Genomic DNA, 17,215 nt, shown 5'->3' with positions numbered 1-17,215 from the left:
CCGGGTGGGTGACCCGGCGAGGAGCCGGATGGCGTCTGACCGCCGACCTCACCGACAGCGAAGAACCCCCAACTCGCGGATATCCACTCGTACGAGGTCGGCTGCGCCGGTTGTCGCACGGGCCGAGGACGGAACCTTGAACAGGTTGAGGTGGGTGTGGACCGGTTATTGCCTGTGCATGCTCCCGGGCGGGTGTCCAAAGTCCCGGATGGGTGTTCACGGTTCCAGGACGGGGCGTGCGGTCCCGGACGGGTGTTCGCGGTCCCAGGACGGGGCGTACGGTTCCGGATGGGTCGCGGTCTTTGGTCGGGGCTCGAAGGGGCCTCGGCTGCGGGGATGCGCGCGGTCGTACAGCGCGGGCACCGACTCGGTCACTCAGACCCATCACGGATCAGTCACACGACCCGGATATCCGCGCGTGTTGGGTTATCTCGCAAGGTTGGCCCGCGCGCTCCATGACGGCCGCGGTCTCTCCTAGTACTACAGCCGGACTTCGTGTTCTCCGGCCAGAGCGGTCTTCGTTATGTGCCTGTCTTGGCGGATTTGGGGAGGATTTCTGGCCGATCCTGGGGTGAAATCCTCCCCGGATCGGGCCCGGATCGCGGCCTGACGCCGCCGCAGATCACGATCTCCGGCTGTAGTACTAGGAGAGTTTTCGGCGCGACACTGGAGGATTGTTGCCCGCCGTGCCCGGGAAACCCTCCACAGATGCGGCTCCATCGAACCCGCGCCCCTCATCACCCCGGCCATCCCCCCACGCAGACAGCAGCCCAGCCGTCCCGTACGCAGACGGCAACCCGCCCCGCTCCTCCAGCAGGAACCCCGACCCACGCAGCAGTGAGAAGACCCGATATCCGCTGGGGTCGGGGGTTCTCCCCTGGTGGACGAGCGGAGAACCCCGCACTCGGACGGGTATCCGCTCGAAATGGACGCCGTCGCGGGCGCCGGGGCGGCGGTCGGCCAGCGTCGGCACGATCAGCCAGCGTCGGCACGATCAGCGGGCGTCGGCACGATCAGCGCGAGGTGGTGGGTGCGGAAAGGCCGCGAGGGCGGCACCCCGTGCTGGGGTGCCGCCCTCGGGCGGAGTCGACCGGACTCAGTTCTGGTACGAACCGAGGTCGAAGTCGTCGAGCGGGACCGACTGCCCGCTGGACGGGCCGAAGTCGTAGTCGTACGACTCGTAGCCGACCATCGAGTACATCGCGGCCTTCGCCTCCTCGGTGGGCTCCACCCGGATGTTGCGGTACCGGTCCATGCCCGTACCGGCCGGGATCAGCTTGCCGATGATGACGTTCTCCTTCAGACCGACCAGCGAGTCGGACTTGCCGTGGATCGCGGCCTCGGTGAGGACGCGGGTCGTCTCCTGGAAGGAGGCGGCCGACAGCCACGACTCGGTCGCCAGCGAGGCCTTGGTGATACCCATCAGCACCGGACGTCCGGAGGCCGGCGTACCGCCCTCGGCCACCACGCGACGGTTCTCCGCCTCGAAGGTGACGCGGTCCGCGAGCTCGCCCGGCAGCAGCTGGGCGTCGCCCGACTCGATCACCGTGACCCGGCGCAGCATCTGCCGGACGATGATCTCGATGTGCTTGTCGTGGATGGCCACACCCTGCGACCGGTACACCTCCTGGACCTCGTCCACCAGGTGCTCCTGCGCCTTGCGGACACCCAGGATCCGCAGAACCTCCTGCGGGTCCGGCGTACCCTGCGTCAGCTGCTGGCCGACCTCGACGTGCTGGCCTTCCTCGATCAGCAGGCGACCACGCTTGGAGACCGGGTAGGCGACCTCCTCCGAACCGTCGTCCGGCGTCAGCACCAGCTTCCGGGTCTTGTCGGTGTCCTCGATCGAGATCCGGCCCGCGGCCTCCGCGATCGGCGCCTTGCCCTTGGGCTGACGCGCCTCGAACAGCTCGACGACACGCGGCAGACCGTGGGTGATGTCATCACCCGCGACACCACCGGTGTGGAAGGTCCGCATCGTCAGCTGCGTACCCGGCTCACCGATGGACTGGGCCGCGATGATGCCGACCGCCTCGCCGATGTCGACCGGCTTGCCGGTCGCCAGCGAACGGCCGTAGCACTTCGCGCAGGTCCCGGTCTTGGCGTCACAGGTGAGCACCGACCGGACCTTGACCTCCTCGATCCCGGCCGCGACCAGCTTCGCGATCGACACATCGCCCAGGTCCGACCCGCCGGCGAGCACGACGTTGCCGTCGGCGTCCACCGCGTCGGTGGCCAGGGTCCGCGCGTACGCGCTGGTCTCCACGTTCTCGGCGTGCACGACCTTGCCGTCCAGGCCCTTCTCGCCGATCTTCTTCGGCAGGCCCCGCTCGGTCCCGCAGTCCTCCTCGCGGATGATCACGTCCTGCGACACGTCCACCAGACGACGGGTCAGGTACCCCGAGTCGGCGGTCCGCAGCGCGGTGTCGGCCAGCCCCTTCCGGGCACCGTGGGTGGCGATGAAGTACTCGACCACCGACAGGCCCTCACGGAAGTTGGACTTGATCGGCCGGGCGATGATCTCGCCCTTCGGGTTGGCCACCAGCCCACGCATACCGGAGATCTGCCGGATCTGCATCATGTTGCCTCGGGCACCGGAGTGCACCATCATCCAGATCGGGTTGTCCTTGGCGAAGTTCTCCTCCATCGCCTTGCCGACCTCGGCGTTGGCGCCGGTCCAGATCTCGATCAGCTCCTGGCGCCGCTCGGACGAGGTGATCAGACCCCGCTCGAACTGCTTCTGGACCTTCTCGGCCTGGGACTCGTACCGGGCCATGATCTCGGGCTTGCTCGGCGGCGTGCTGAAGTCGTCGATCGACACCGTGACACCGGACCGGGTGGACCAGTAGTACCCGAGGTCCTTCAGCGCGTCCAGCGCGTGCGCGACCTCGACCTTGGTGTACCGCTCGGCGAGGTCGTTCACGATGCCGCCGAGCTGCTTCTTGCCCACCTCGGTGTCGACGAACGGGTAGTCCGCCGGCAGCGCCTCGTTGAACAGCGCGCGACCCAGGGTCGTCTCCAGCGAGAACCCACCGCCCGGCAGCTCGGTCGCGTTGGCCGGAGTGGCCGACCCGTCGAGCCGGATGGTGACCTTGGCCTGCAGCGACAGCTCGCCGCGGTCGAAGGCCATCACGGCCTCGGCCACGGAGCTGAACGCCCGGCCCTCGCCCTTGGCGCCTTCCTTGAGCATGGTCAGGAAGTAGATGCCGATGATCATGTCCTGGGTCGGCATGGTGACGGGGCGACCGTCGGCCGGCTTCAGGATGTTGTTCGTCGACAGCATCAGGATCCGGGCCTCGGCCTGTGCCTCGGCCGACAGCGGCAGGTGCACCGCCATCTGGTCACCGTCGAAGTCCGCGTTGAACGCGGAGCAGACGAGCGGGTGGATCTGGATCGCCTTGCCCTCGATCAGCTGCGGCTCGAACGCCTGGATGCCCAGCCGGTGCAGCGTAGGTGCCCGGTTCAGCAGCACCGGGTGCTCGGTGATGACCTCTTCCAGCACGTCCCAGACCTGGGCGCGCTGACGCTCCACCATCCGCTTGGCGGACTTGATGTTCTGCGCGTGGTTGAGGTCCACCAGCCGCTTCATCACGAACGGCTTGAACAGCTCCAGCGCCATCGCCTTCGGCAGACCGCACTGGTGCAGCTTCAGCTGCGGACCGACGACGATCACCGAACGACCGGAGTAGTCGACGCGCTTACCGAGCAGGTTCTGCCGGAAGCGGCCCTGCTTGCCCTTGAGCATGTCGGACAGCGACTTCAGCGGCCGGTTGCCCGGGCCGGTGACCGGACGGCCGCGGCGGCCGTTGTCGAACAGCGCGTCGACGGCCTCCTGCAGCATCCGCTTCTCGTTGTTGACGATGATCTCCGGCGCACCCAGGTCGAGCAGTCGCTTGAGCCGGTTGTTCCGGTTGATCACGCGGCGGTACAGGTCGTTCAGGTCCGAGGTGGCGAACCGGCCACCGTCGAGCTGCACCATCGGGCGCAGGTCCGGCGGGATGACCGGGACGCAGTCCAGCACCATGCCCATCGGGCTGTTGTTGGTCTGCAGGAACGCCGTGACGACCTTGAGCCGCTTCAGGGCGCGGGTCTTGCGCTGGCCCTTGCCGGTCTTGATCGTCTCGCGCAGGTTGTCCGCCTCGGCCTTCAGGTCGAAGGTCTCCAGCCGGCGCTGGATCGCGGCGGCACCCATGGCGCCCTCGAAGTACTTGCCGAACCGCTCCTTCATGGCGCGGTAGAGGATCTCGTCGCCCTCCAGGTCCTGGACCTTCAGGTTCTTGAACCGGGTCCAGACCTCGTCGAGGCGGTCAATCTCGCGCTGCGCACGGTCGCGCAGCTGCTTGACCTCACGCTCGGCGCCTTCCTTCACCTTGCGGCGGACGTCGGCCTTGGCGCCCTCGGCCTCGAGCTGCGCCAGGTCCTCCTCGAGCTTCTTCATCCGCTGCTCGATGTCGTTGTCACGACGGTTCTCGAGCTGCTTGCGCTCCACGTCCACCCGGCCCTCGAGCGAGGACAGGTCGCGGTGCCGCGCCTCCTCGTCGACGTCGGTGATCATGTACGCCGCGAAGTAGATGACCTTCTCCAGGTCCTTCGGGGCGAGGTCGAGCAGGTAGCCGAGCCGCGACGGGACACCCTTGAAGTACCAGATGTGGGTGACCGGCGCGGCCAGCTCGATGTGGCCCATCCGCTCGCGGCGCACCTTGGAGCGGGTGACCTCGACGCCACACCGCTCGCAGATGATGCCCTTGAAGCGAACGCGCTTGTACTTGCCGCAGTAGCACTCCCAGTCCCGGGTGGGACCGAAGATCTTCTCGCAGAACAGACCGTCACGCTCGGGCTTGAGGGTCCGGTAGTTGATCGTCTCGGGCTTCTTGACCTCGCCGTGCGACCACTGGCGGATCTCGTCCGCGGTGGCCAGGCCGATCCGAAGCTCGTCGAAGAAGTTCACGTCGAGCACGATGTGTTATCTCCCGTTGCTAAAAGTGGTCTGAGTGAGTTGGTTGTTGATGTCGAACGGCAACCCGCTCAGACCTCCTCGACGCTGTTCGGCTCACGCCGGGACAGATCGATACCCAGTTCCTCCGCCGCCCGGAAGACGTCCTCCTCGCTGTCGCGCATCTCGACCCGGCTTCCGTCGGACGAGAGCACCTCGACATTGAGGCAGAGGGACTGCATTTCCTTGACCAGAACCTTGAACGACTCCGGGATCCCCGGCTCCGGAATGTTCTCGCCCTTGACGATCGCCTCGTACACCTTGACCCGCCCGACGACGTCGTCGGACTTGATGGTCAGCAGCTCCTGCAGCGCGAAGGCGGCACCGTAGGCCTCGAGAGCCCACACCTCCATCTCGCCGAACCGCTGGCCACCGAACTGCGCCTTACCGCCCAGCGGCTGCTGGGTGATCATCGAGTACGGGCCGGTCGAGCGCGCGTGGATCTTGTCGTCGACCAGGTGGTGCAGCTTCAGCATGTACATGTAGCCGACACCGATCGGGTCCGGGAACGGCTCACCCGAACGGCCGTCGAACAGCTTCGCCTTGCCCTGCCCGTTGACCATCCGGACGCCGTCCCGGTTCGGCAGCGTGGAGCTGAGCAGGCCGGTGACCTCCTCCTCCGTGGCGCCGTCGAAGACCGGGGTGGCGACGTTCGTCATCGGCTCGGCCGAGCCGGCGCCGATCTTGATCAGCCGCTGCGCCCACTCTTCCTCGTTCTCGGGGTCGACCTCCCAGCCGCGGCTGGCGATCCAGCCGAGGTGGGTCTCCAGGACCTGGCCGACGTTCATCCGGCCGGGCACGCCCAGCGGGTTCAGGATCACGTCGACGTGCGTACCGTCCTCGAGGAACGGCATGTCCTCGACCGGCAGGATCTTCGAGATGACGCCCTTGTTGCCGTGCCGGCCGGCCAGCTTGTCACCGACCGAGATCTTCCGCTTCTGGGCCACGTAGACGCGGACCAGCTGGTTGACCCCCGGCGGCAGCTCGTCGCCGTTGTCCCGGTCGAAGACCCGGACGCCGATGACGGTGCCCTCCTCGCCGTGCGGAACCTTCAGCGACGTGTCGCGGACCTCGCGCGCCTTCTCACCGAAGATCGCGCGCAGCAGCCGCTCCTCCGGGGTCAGCTCGGTCTCACCCTTCGGGGTGACCTTGCCGACCAGGATGTCACCGGTGGTGACCTCGGCGCCGATCCGGATGATGCCGCGCTCGTCCAGGTCGGACAGCATCTCGTCGGAGACGTTCGGGATGTCCCGGGTGATCTCCTCCGGACCCAGCTTGGTGTCGCGGGCGTCGACCTCGTGCTCCTCGATGTGGATCGAGGTCAGCAGGTCCTGCTGCACGACGCGCTGGCTGAGGATGATCGCGTCCTCGTAGTTGTAGCCCTCCCACGTCATGAACGCGACCAGCATGTTCCGGCCGAGAGCCATCTCGCCCTCGTCGGTGCACGGACCGTCGGCCAGCGGCGAGCCGACCTCGACCCGCTGCCCGGCGTCGACCAGCGGGCGCTGGTTGATGCAGGTGCCCTGGTTCGAGCGGCGGAACTTCGCCAGCCGGTAGGTCTGGTACGTACCGTCGTCGGCGGCGACCTCGATCAGGTCCGCCGAGACCTCCTTGACCACACCGGCCTTGTCGGCCACGACCACGTCGCCGGCGTCCACCGCACCGCGGAACTCCATGCCGGTACCGACCAGCGGGGCGTCCGAGGTGATCAGCGGCACCGCCTGGCGCTGCATGTTCGAGCCCATCAGGGCGCGGTTGGCGTCGTCGTGCTCGAGGAACGGGATCAGAGCGGTCGCCACCGACACCATCTGGCGCGGCGAGACGTCCATGTAGTCCACGGTCTCGACCGGCACCAGCTCGACCTCGCCGTGCCGGCGACGGACCAGCACGCGCTCCTCGGCGAACCGCTGCTCGTCGGTCAGCGCGGCGTTCGCCTGCGCGATGACGAAGCGGTCCTCCTCGTCGGCGGTCAGGTAGTCGACCTGGTCGGTGACCTTGCCGTCGACGACCTTGCGGTACGGCGTCTCGACGAAGCCGAACGCGTTCACCCGGCCGTACGACGCGAGCGAGCCGATCAGACCGATGTTCGGGCCTTCCGGCGTCTCGATCGGGCACATCCGGCCGTAGTGCGACGGGTGCACGTCACGGACCTCGAAGCCGGCCCGCTCACGGCTCAGACCACCCGGGCCGAGCGCGTTCAGCCGGCGCTTGTGGGTCAGGCCCGCGACCGGGTTGGTCTGGTCCATGAACTGCGACAGCTGGGAGGTGCCGAAGAACTCCTTCAGCGCCGCCACCACCGGACGGATGTTGATCAGGGTCTGCGGCGTGATCGCCTCGACGTCCTGGGTCGTCATCCGCTCCCGGACCACGCGCTCCATCCGGGCCAGGCCGGTGCGCAGCTGGTTCTGGATCAGCTCGCCCACGGTCCGCAGCCGGCGGTTGCCGAAGTGGTCGATGTCGTCCTCTTCGACGACGATCTCGCCCCGCGGGGCCGGCAGCTCGGTCTTGCCCTCGTGCAGCGCGACCAGGTACTTGATCGTGGCGACGATGTCGTCCACGGTCAGCACCGCCTGGTCGTGCGCCTCGTCCCGGCCGAGCTTCTTGTTGATCTTGTAGCGACCGACCTTGGCCAGGTCGTAGCGCTTGCCGTTGAAGTAGTAGTTCTCCAGCAGCGCCTGCGCGGCCTCGCGGGTCGGCGGCTCACCCGGACGCAGCTTGCGGTAGATGTCCAGCAGCGCGTCGTCCTGGCCGGAAGTGTGGTCCTTCTCCAGCGTGAGCCGGATCGACTCGTAGTCGCCGAACTCCTCCAGGATCTGCGCGTCGGTCCAGCCGAGCGCCTTCAGCAGGACGGTGACGTTCTGCTTGCGCTTGCGGTCGAGGCGGACGCCGACCATGTCGCGCTTGTCCACCTCGAACTCCAGCCACGCGCCGCGCGACGGGATGATCTTGGCGGTGAAGATGTCCTTGTCGGACGTCTTGTCCGGCGTGCGCTCGAAGTACACACCGGGGGAACGGACGAGCTGCGACACCACGACGCGCTCGGTGCCGTTGATCACGAACGTGCCCTTGCGGGTCATCAGCGGGAAGTCGCCCATGAACACGGTCTGGCTCTTGATCTCGCCGGTCTCGTTGTTCATGAACTCGGCCGTGACGAACAACGGCGCGGAGTAGGTGACGTCCCGCTCCTTGCACTCGTCGACGGTGTTCTTCGGCGGCTCGAAACGGTGGTCGCGGAACGACAGCGACATGGTGCCGCTGAAGTCCTCGATCGGGGAGATCTCCTCGAAGATCTCTTCCAGGCCGCTGGGGCCGGACAGATCCGACCGTCCCTCGGCCTCGGCGGCGGCCACCCGGGCCTGCCATGTTTCGTTACCGACCAGCCAGTCGAAACTGTCCACCTGCAGCGCAAGCAGATCCGGAACCTGGAGCGGCTCGGAGATCTTTGCGAAGGAGATGCGGCGGGGGCCGGTGACGTTGGAAATGCTGTCGGACTGGGGGTTGCGCGAGGCGACCAAGGGGCGTCCTTCCACGGGCTCGCAAAATCACATCGGTGCTGGGAGCGCACGCCAAGCCGCCCCGGTCAAGTCGGCGGACTCGAGCAGAGGCGAGAGAAAGGCAGCGCAAAGCAATAGGCTACATGAATCAGGCAAGCCTGTCCAATGGGGTCCAATAGTTTGCCGTCGGACCCCCGGTTCCGTCAAGGACCGACCCGGGGTCTCCAGCAGATGGACCACCTGCGAGACATCCGGCGCCCTGTAGGTGCGGAGTCACCTAGAGGTTACAGTCCGGCGATCTCCTGGACCAGCCATCGGCCGTCGTTTCGGACCATCGTGAACCGGGTCCGGTTCAGGTCCACCCGGGGACTACCCTTCGTGATCGTGCTCGTCGTCGTCTGGTTGACGAAGATGATCAGCGTGACCCGATCGGCGTCGCCGTCGCGGACCCCGACCTCACGAACCTCGGCCTTCACCGTGGCCTTGGTCTTGGTGGCCAGCTCGCCGGCCACCTTCGCGGTCTCGTCGAACTTTGCGGCGAACTCCGGCGTCATCGTGGACCGCGCAGCCTCGAAACTCTTGTCCAGGTTGCGGTAGTCGTAGCTGAGAGCGGTCTCGGCCGCCTTCCGGCCGGCCGCGGCGGCCTGACTGCGGGCATCCTCGGCCTGCTTGCCCTGCCACGCCTGGACGCCGAGGACGGCGGCGGCGGTGCTGGTCAGCACGACGACCACAGCGAGCGCGATGGTCAGCGTGGCACCCAGCCCGCGCTGCTTTTCATCACTGTCTGTAGCCGTCTCGGGGTCGTCGGGACCGTCGGAATCCTGCTCCGGAGCCGCTGTTGTGGCCGGGGTCACATCCTGCGGTCGCTCCTCCGCGACCTCTTCCGCCTCCTGCGGCTCCGGCCGGACAGTCTCGGGCTCGACGGCCTCCGGCTCGACAGTCTCGGGCTGGACAGTCTCGGGCTCGACGGCCTCCGGCTGGACAGTCTCGGGCTCGACGATCTCGGGCTCGACCGTCTCGGGCGCGGTGGTGTCGGGCCGCAGCGTCTGCGGCTCGAGCGGGGTGTCCGGCCGGTCCGGCTTGGCGGTCCGGCGCTGGCCGGCGATCCGGGGACGGTTGCGCGGGTTCGGCATCAGCCCACCACCTGCAGGTCCGCGGTCAGCCACTTGTCGTGCTCCCGGACCATGTCCAGTTTGATCCGGTACCGGCGCTCGATGCCGTCGGTGGACGCCGTGTTGGTCACCACCGCGTTCACGATCACCAGCACCTGGGCGGAGTCCTTGTCGTTCGAGACCACCGCGGCCTCCTTGACGTCCCCCTTGGAGGTGGCCTTGTTGGTCGCCACCTCGGTCTTCACCGTGGCGATCCCGGCCTCGAACTCCTGTTTGAACTGCCCGGTCGAGTTGTCCAGTACGCGCTGTGAGTCCGCGTCCCAGGTCTGGTAGTCGTACGTCGTGAAGTCCAGCGCCAACTGCCGCGCCGCCTTCATCGCGCCGTCGCGCTGCGCGTCGTCGGCCCGCTGCTTGCTCAGCGCGACCACCGACAGCGTCAGCCCGGTGAGCGCCACCAGGAGCAGCACACTGAGAGCCCAGGCCAGGACCAGCCGGCCGTTGCGTGCGATCACTTGCCGGTCACCGGTCCGAGGATGAGTGCCTTCCAGGAGTCACTGCCGAGCAGGTCCTGCTGTCCACCGGTCGACCCGAGGATCAGGTCCGGCATCCCGGCGGTCCCGCCGGCGGCGCCGGTCGCCGGGTCGTAGCCGACGCCGTACCCGCCGCGGTTCAGACCCGCACGGGTCGACGGGCCCGGCTTGTTCTGGGCGCCGCGGACGTTGATCCCGCTCGACGGTTTCGCCGTACAGCCCGCCTTGGTGTTCGCCGGGGTGTTCTTGAGGTCCTGCGGCACCCGCTTGTCGGTCCCGCCGTACCCGGGCCGGCAGGCCGGTGGCTGCAGCCCGAGGACCAGGCCGAAGTGCGCGTCGTAGTGCCCGGTGCCGGGGTCCTTGGCCGGGACGACGTACCCGCCCATCGCCACCGCCGGGTACACCACCAGCAGCTGCTCGACGGCGTCCATCCGGACCGCGGTCAGTTCGCTCATCGTCAGCAGGTTACCGAGCAGCACCGCGATCGCCGGGCTGTTCTCCTGGATCAGGGCGGTGACCTGCTGAGAGGCCAGCGAGCCCTGGTCGACGACCGTGCGCAGGTCGGCGTCGGAGGCGACCAGGGTGTCGGACAGCAGCGCCAGGTTCTTCGCCCAGGTCTTGATCGCGTCACCGCTGGCCACCTGGGTGGCCAGAACCTTGTCGCCGTCCTGGATCAGCTTGATCGTCTGCAGCACGTTCGCGTCCGCGTCGTCGATCAGCTTCCCGGAGCTGTCGATGATCTTCTGCAGGTCGGTGCCCTTGCCCTTCAGCGCGGCGCCGAGCTCGCGGACCGTGGTCCGCAGGCTGTTCTTGTCGACCGAGTTCACCAGCTGGTCGAGGTTCAGCAGCAGTGCGGTGGTGTCGATCGGGATCGCGGTGTCCTTGCGGTCGATCCGCGAGTTGTCCTGCAGGTACGGCGCCCCGTCGCGGCGCGGCTGCAGGTCGACGTACTGCTCGCCGATCGCGGACCGGTTCGCGACCACCGCGAGCAGGTCGTTGGGGATCTTGACCGACTTGTCGATGTTCAGGTCGACCTGGACGCCGTCGCTGAGCAGCTTCAGGTCGCCGACCCGGCCGACCGGCTGGCCGCGGTATGTCACCTCGGCCCCGGAGAAGATGCCGCCGGACTCCGCGAAGCTCGCGCTCACCGTGTAGTCGTCGTCGACGAACAGCTTGTCGACCTGCGCGTACCGCGCACCGACGAATGCGACGCCGACGACGGTGATCAGCAGGAACACCATCAGCTGGATCCGGACCGCGCGCGTGATCACTTGACCACCCCCGGCATCAGCGCCCGGGCCAGGTCGGGATCGAGGCCGGACCGGTTCAGCTTCGGTCCGCACAGCGGCAGCCCGAGCACGGTGACGCACGTCGTCGTCGGCCCGGTCGGAACCGGTTGGGTCGGCTGGACACTGCCGGGGCCTGCGCTGGTCGGCAGGCGGACCGGCAGGCTGATCTGACCGGTCGGGATCGCGGTCGGGCCGACCGTGGGCAGCTGGATCTTGAGCAGGCCCTGAAGCGCTTTCTGGGTGTTCACGTCGAGGGTGATCCCGAGGTTGGTGTAGTCGCCCTTCGCAGCCTTGGCGGCGTTGTCGGGGAACGGATAGGTGAGCAGCAGCTCCAGCGACTTCGGCAGGTTCTCCCCCGCCTCGGCGAGCTTGGTCAGGATCGGATACAGCGACTTGAGGTTCGCGACCAGGTCCTGCTGGGCCGAGGTGATCACCCTGGTCGCGGTGTTGCCCAAGGTGGCCAGCGCCTGCAGCGTCTTCACCAGCGCGGCGCGCTGCTTGTCGAGCGTCGCGATCGAATTCGGCAGCGAGTCGATCGCGGTCGCCAACGTGGCCTTCTGAGCATTCAGCTTCTTGGCCAGTTCGTCGACCGACTTGATCGCGCTGACGATCCGCTCCTTGTTCTGGTCCAGGGTCCCGACGAACGTGTTCAACTGGGTCAGCACGCTGCGGATCGCCGGCTCGTTGCCGGTCAGGGCCTTGTTCAGCTCCTGGGTGATGATCTGCAGCTGCGCGACGCCGCCGCCGTTCAGCAGCAGCGAGAGCGCGGACAGGACCTCTTCGACCTCGACGTTGCTGGCCGTCCTCGACAGCGGGATCAGCTCACCGTTCTCGAGCCTGCCGCGCGCCTGTTCGGAGCCGGTCGGGCGGGCCAGCGACACGAACTTCTCGCCCAGCAGGCTGGTCTGACGGATGGTGGCGCGGGTGTTGTCCGGCAGTTCGAGGCTCTTCGGCAGCTTGATCCGGACCTTCGCGACGTACCCCTCCAGCCAGACCTTCTCGACCGTGCCGACGGTGACGTCGTCGACCTTCACCGTCGACTTCGGCACCAGGTCCAGGACGTCGGTGAACTCGACTGTGACCGTGTACGACGGTCCCTTGATCTTGGCGCCGCCCGGCAGCGGCAGCGAGTACACGCTGAAGTCGCAGCCGGTCAGCAGCATCGTCAGCGCGACGATCCCCGCGACGATCGCGGTACGGCGTTGCGCGCGGCCGGTGCAACGTGCCGTCGTTCGACTTCGTGCCGTCATTTGACCAGCCCCCCGAGCGTCGGGTCGACGGGATCGGGGCTCTGCAGCGGAGCCTTCGGCTTCGGCGCCCACGGCGTACCGGCCGGCCCCCCGCTGGTCGGCCCGGAGCCGGTCAGCGAATCGAGCAGCGGCAGCTTGGCCAGCGCGTCCAGCACCGGCTTCAGCGTGGAGCAGGTCGACACCGGCTGGTTGGCCTGCAGCAGCAGCGAGCAGACGAACGTCGCCGGATCGTCGAGCTGCCCGGGGTTGATCCGCTGGTCCAGCGTGCCGAACTCCGGGTTGTAGATCCGGGCCAGGTTGCCCAGCCCGAGCGGCGCGGTGTCGAGCACCTCCGCGATCGCGGCCTTCTCGTCGACCAGGATCTGCGACAGCTGCGTCGCGCCGGTCACCGTGTTCTTCACCAGCGTCCGGTTGTCCTTCACGAACGTCGCGACCTCACCGAGCGCGGTGGCCAGCAGCGACAGCGAGGCGCTCAGGTCCTTGCGCTCGGCGGCCAGCGTGGTCGAGACGGCGGCGAAGTTGGTGTTGAACTGGCGGACCAGCTGGTCGTTCGCGGCCAGCGCGGACACGAACGTCTGCAACTGCCGGATCGTGTTGAACAGCGCCGACGAGTTGCCCGACAGCGTGCTGGTCAGCTTCGAGACGTCGGTGATCGTCTGGTTCAGCTTGGCGCCCTGACCGTTCAGGTTCTTCGCCGACACGTCCAGCAGCCGCGCGAGCGCGCCCTGGTCGTTCGCGCCCTTGGGCCCGAGCGCCACGGACAGGTCGTTGAGACTCTGGTAGATCTGGTCGAGCTCGAGCGGTACGGCGGTGCGCTCGATCGGGATCTGCGCACCGTCTGTCATGACGGCGCCCTTGGTGTACGCCGGGGTGAGCTGCACGTACCGGTCCGCGACGATCGACGGCGAGGCGATCACCGCCTTGGCGTTCGCCGGCACCTTGTGCTCGGCCTCCCACCAGAACTTCACCCGGACCGTCCGCCCGGCCGGCGTGACGCTCTCCACCTCGCCGACCTTGATTCCGAGGATGCGGACGTCGGACCCCGGGTACACCGAGACCGCCCGCGGGAAGTACGCGGTCGCCGACACCCGCTCGGGCTTGGGCCACAGCGTCACGGCGCTGACCGCGAGGATCACCACGACGACGCCGATCGCGATCAGCCGGGAGAGGGCATTCACCTTCATCGGCCCGCACCTCCCAGGATCGGCAGACCGGGAATCGGCACCTTCGGCAACGGGATCTCCGGGACCGGGACCAGGTTCTGCACGTAGGTGTCGAACCACGGACCGGTGCCGAGCGTGTTCGTGAAGACCCGGACGAACGGTGCCAGGCCCTTGATACTCGCGTCGAGCGATTTCTGGTTCTGCAGCAGCACCGCGAGCACCGCGTTCACCTTCTGCAGCGTCGGCGCCAGGTCCTTGCGGTTCTCCCGGACCAGCGCGGTGATCTGCGCGGACAGCTTCTGCGTCGACACCAGCAGCTGGTGGATCAGCGCGCGCCGCGCCTGCACCGCCTGGAACACGGTGTTGCCGTCCTTCAGCAGCTTGATCAGCTGCTGGTTGCGGTCGGCAAGGACCTTGGTGACCGTGTTCGAGTGCTGCAGCAGCAGTTTGAGCTGCGCGTCCCGCTTGGCCACGTTCTGGGACAGGCGGGACAGGCCGGTCAGCGAGGCCTGCACCTCCTCGGGCGTGTTCTTGAAGGTCGCCGACAGGGTGTCCAGGGCCTTCGCCAGCTGAGCGGTGTCGATCCGCTCGGTGGTGTTGGCCAGATCGGTGAACGCGTCCACGACGTCGTACGCCGAGATGGTCCGCTCCAGCGGGATCTCCGCGCCGGGCTTCAGCTCACCCGAACCGGCCGGGTTCAGCTTCAGGTACTTCTGCCCGAGCAGCGTCTTGATCTTCATCTCGGCGCCGGTCTGGTCGCCCAGCTTCACGCCCTTGTCGACGACGAAGTCGACCCGGACGTGCGCACCCTCGAGTTCGACCTCGCGGACCTTGCCGACCCGCACCCCGGCCACCCGGATCTCGTCGTTCGGCTTCAGCCCGCCGGCCTCGGAGAACTGCGCGGAGTACCTCGTTCCGCCGCCGATCAGCGGCAGGTCCTGCGCCTTGAACGCGGCCAGCATGATCAGCCCGATCACGGTCAGCCCGACCACACCGATCGTCACTTGGTTCTGCTCGCGGAACGGCTTCACTTGGCGCACCTCGCGGAGTTCATCTGGTACGTCACGGGGATGCGGGTGCCGGTGGGCAGTGTGACGTTGCCGTCGAAGTTGCACAGGTAGAAGTTGAACCAGGAGCCGTACGTCGCAGTGCGCGTCATCGTGTTCAGCTTCTCCGGCATGAACTGCAGCGTCTTCACCCAGATCGACTGCGTGTCGTCGAGCGTGGTGGCGACCGCGCGGAGCTTGTCGAGGTCGGCCTTGATCGGCACCCGGGTCTGCTGCAGCAGGCCGGCGGTCTTGGTGTTCAGCGAGTTGATCGACGACAGCGAGCCGAGGATCGGGTTGATGTCCTGACTCAGGCCGGTGATGAACTGTTGCAGGTTGACCAGCAGCTGGGAGAAGTTCGCCTGCCGCTGGGAGACGATCTGCAGCGTCGACGTCAGGTTCGTGATCAGGTCGCCGATCACCTGGTCGGCGTCGGCCAGTGTGGTGGTCAGCGACGCGGTCTTGGCCAGCAGCGACTCGATCGTGCCGCCCTCACCCTGCAGCACCTTGATCACCTCGAACGCGAACTGGTTCACGTCCGCCGGGGTGAGTGCGGTGAACAGCGGCTTGAACCCGTTGAACAGCACCGACAGGTCGAGCGCCGGGGTGGTCCGTTCCTTCGGGATGATCGCGTTCTTCTTCAGCCGGTCGCCGCCGCCGATGCCGTCGGTGAGCGCGACGTACCGGTTGCCGACCAGGTTCCGGTACCGCAACGTCGCGTGCGTCGAGGTGTCCAGCACCTGGTCGGAGTCGACGCTGAACGTCACCAGCGCGAGCGTGTCCTGGTACAGCTCGATCTTGTCCACCTGGCCGACCTTCACGCCGGCGATCCGGATGTCGTCGCCCTGGTTCAGCCCGACCGCGTCGGTGAACACCGCGCGGTACTTCGTGGTCGGGTTGAAGCTGATGTTCCCGATCGTCACCGCCAGCAACGCGGTCGCGATCGTCGTCACCACCACGAAGATCCCGAGGCGGACGGTGTCGAAGGTGGTCTTCTTGTCGAAGAAGCTCATTTCAGATTCACCTGGCCTCCGCGGAGCAAGGGGCCGACCAGGAGAGTGGTCAGGTCGGGGACGTCGTTGGCGGCGACACCCATTTCGGGGCCGACGACCGTCTTGATGAGCTGCTGCTCGGCGGGGGCGCCGACGCCTTGGGTGTCGGCGGCGAAGCCGGGCATCGCGCGGTTCAGCTGAAGCGGGAGCGGGAACCGCGCGGTCTTGTTGTGGTCACCCTGCACGCCGTCGTCGGCCACGACGTACGGCGCCGGGTTCTGCTGGTTGTACGGTCCGGGTTTCGCGCCGGGGTGCGAGTAGTTGCGCCCGACGCAGGTCGGTCCGCGATGGTCGGCGTACACGGGTGTCTCGTTCGGCTCGTACGGCGTCGGCTGGTTGGTGATCAGCTCGAGGTTGATGTTCAGCCGGCCGTCGCGGAACGTGTCGTTGAGGATCGGCGCGGTCTCGGTCAGCACCTGCAGGAAGCACGGCACCTCGGGCGAGTACCGCTCCAGCAGATCCAGCACCGGGCGGCTGACCTGGCCGAGCCGGATCACCCGGTCCTCGTTGGTCTTCAGGAACGTGTTTCCGGTGCTGGAGAGCTTCCGCACGTCGACGAAGAACCCCTGCAGTTGCTTCTGCTTCTCGACCACGGTGTTGCCGGTGATGGTCAGGTTCCGCAGCGCGCGGACCAGGTCCGGCGTCGCATCGCCGTACAGGTCCGAGACCTGGGTCAGCTTGGCGAGCGCGTCCATCAGCTGCGGTACGTGCGGGTTCAGTTTCTTCAGGTACGCGTCCAGCTGGGTGAGCGTGCCGGCGATCTCGGCGCCGCGGCCCTCGAGCGCGGTGGCCAGCGTGTTCAGGGTCGCGTTCAGGTCGGCCGGGTCGACCGCCTGGAGCAACGGCAGCGCGTCGTTCAGTACCTTCTCGATCTCGATGCCGACCGCGGTCTTGTCGCGGCTGATCACATCACCGGCCTTGATGTGGCGGCCTTCCGCACCGCTCGGCGGCACCAGCGCGACGTACTTCTCGCCGAACAGCGTCTTCGGCAGGATCCGGGCGCTGACCGACGCCGAGATCTGGTCGACCAGGTCCGGCTTCAGCGACAGGTTCACCGTCGCCTCGTCGCCGTCGGTCGACACCCCACGCACCTCGCCGACGATGATGCCGCGCAGCTTCACGTCCGCGTGCTCGTTCAGCTGCAGCCCGATGTGGCTGGTCTTCAGCTCGACGTCCACGGTCTTGGTGAAGACCTTGGCGTAGAACGCGTACGTCAGCCACAGCAGGAACACCAGTACGCCGATGAACGCGACGCCCAGCACCTTGTGCGAGATCAGTCTGGTCAT

Annotated in this window: 10 protein-coding genes; all 10 read right to left on the bottom strand. The window is 67.4% G+C overall.

Going from position 1 to position 17,215, the window contains the following annotated elements; genetic code table 11:
- Positions 1 to 1,096: 1,096 nt before the first annotated feature.
- Positions 1,097 to 4,957, bottom strand: a complete 3,861-nt coding sequence (locus AB0B82_RS26770) for a DNA-directed RNA polymerase subunit beta' (RefSeq protein WP_360174096.1) — start codon at positions 4,955 to 4,957, stop codon at positions 1,097 to 1,099.
- Between the two features lie 68 nt (positions 4,958 to 5,025).
- Entirely contained in the window at positions 5,026 to 8,508 is a 3,483-nt protein-coding gene (gene rpoB, locus AB0B82_RS26765) for a DNA-directed RNA polymerase subunit beta (protein WP_360174093.1), read from the bottom strand.
- Between the two features lie 263 nt (positions 8,509 to 8,771).
- Complete coding sequence (locus AB0B82_RS26760) at positions 8,772 to 9,620, bottom strand: hypothetical protein (protein WP_360174090.1); 849 nt, start codon at positions 9,618 to 9,620, stop codon at positions 8,772 to 8,774.
- Positions 9,620 to 10,111, bottom strand: a complete 492-nt coding sequence (locus AB0B82_RS26755; protein ID WP_360174087.1) for a hypothetical protein — start codon at positions 10,109 to 10,111, stop codon at positions 9,620 to 9,622. Before AB0B82_RS26755 ends, AB0B82_RS26760 begins: the two co-directional genes overlap by 1 nt.
- On the bottom strand, positions 10,108 to 11,400 hold the full coding sequence (locus AB0B82_RS26750; RefSeq protein ID WP_360174084.1) for an MlaD family protein: 1,293 nt from the start codon (positions 11,398 to 11,400) through the stop codon (positions 10,108 to 10,110). Before AB0B82_RS26750 ends, AB0B82_RS26755 begins: the two co-directional genes overlap by 4 nt.
- On the bottom strand, positions 11,397 to 12,668 hold the full coding sequence (locus tag AB0B82_RS26745; RefSeq protein ID WP_360174081.1) for an MCE family protein: 1,272 nt from the start codon (positions 12,666 to 12,668) through the stop codon (positions 11,397 to 11,399). The genes AB0B82_RS26750 and AB0B82_RS26745 overlap by 4 nt, the downstream gene beginning before the upstream one ends.
- Complete coding sequence (locus AB0B82_RS26740; RefSeq protein WP_360174078.1) at positions 12,665 to 13,852, bottom strand: MCE family protein; 1,188 nt, start codon at positions 13,850 to 13,852, stop codon at positions 12,665 to 12,667. The genes AB0B82_RS26745 and AB0B82_RS26740 overlap by 4 nt, the downstream gene beginning before the upstream one ends.
- A complete protein-coding gene (locus AB0B82_RS26735; protein WP_360174075.1) occupies positions 13,849 to 14,862 on the bottom strand; it encodes an MCE family protein in 1,014 nt (337 codons plus the stop codon). The genes AB0B82_RS26740 and AB0B82_RS26735 overlap by 4 nt, the downstream gene beginning before the upstream one ends.
- Positions 14,859 to 15,890 carry an MCE family protein gene (locus AB0B82_RS26730; RefSeq protein WP_360174072.1) on the bottom strand — a complete coding sequence of 344 codons (1,032 nt, stop codon included), beginning with the start codon at positions 15,888 to 15,890 and terminating at the stop codon, positions 14,859 to 14,861. Before AB0B82_RS26730 ends, AB0B82_RS26735 begins: the two co-directional genes overlap by 4 nt.
- Positions 15,887 to 17,215: an MCE family protein gene (locus tag AB0B82_RS26725; RefSeq protein ID WP_360174069.1), complete on the bottom strand. Its 1,329-nt coding sequence runs from the start codon at positions 17,213 to 17,215 to the stop codon at positions 15,887 to 15,889. The genes AB0B82_RS26730 and AB0B82_RS26725 overlap by 4 nt, the downstream gene beginning before the upstream one ends.

This window comes from Kribbella sp. NPDC048915, assembly GCF_040649595.1.
Classification (GTDB): Bacteria; Actinomycetota; Actinomycetes; order Propionibacteriales; family Kribbellaceae; genus Kribbella.
Note: the sequence above shows the minus strand (reverse complement) of the source record. Positions and strands in the feature narration are given on the sequence as shown.

Bases quoted from the DNA above. Each gene is read 5' to 3' on its own strand.
- AB0B82_RS26760 (WP_360174090.1), bottom strand. From the start codon at position 9,620: ATGCCGAACCCGCGCAACCGTCCCCGGATCGCCGGCCAGCGCCGGACC.
- AB0B82_RS26745 (WP_360174081.1), bottom strand. From the start codon at position 12,668: ATGACGGCACGAAGTCGAACGACGGCACGTTGCACCGGCCGCGCGCAA.
- AB0B82_RS26740 (WP_360174078.1), bottom strand. From the start codon at position 13,852: ATGAAGGTGAATGCCCTCTCCCGGCTGATCGCGATCGGCGTCGTCGTG.
- AB0B82_RS26730 (WP_360174072.1), bottom strand. From the start codon at position 15,890: ATGAGCTTCTTCGACAAGAAGACCACCTTCGACACCGTCCGCCTCGGG.
- AB0B82_RS26725 (WP_360174069.1), bottom strand. From the start codon at position 17,215: ATGACCAGACTGATCTCGCACAAGGTGCTGGGCGTCGCGTTCATCGGC.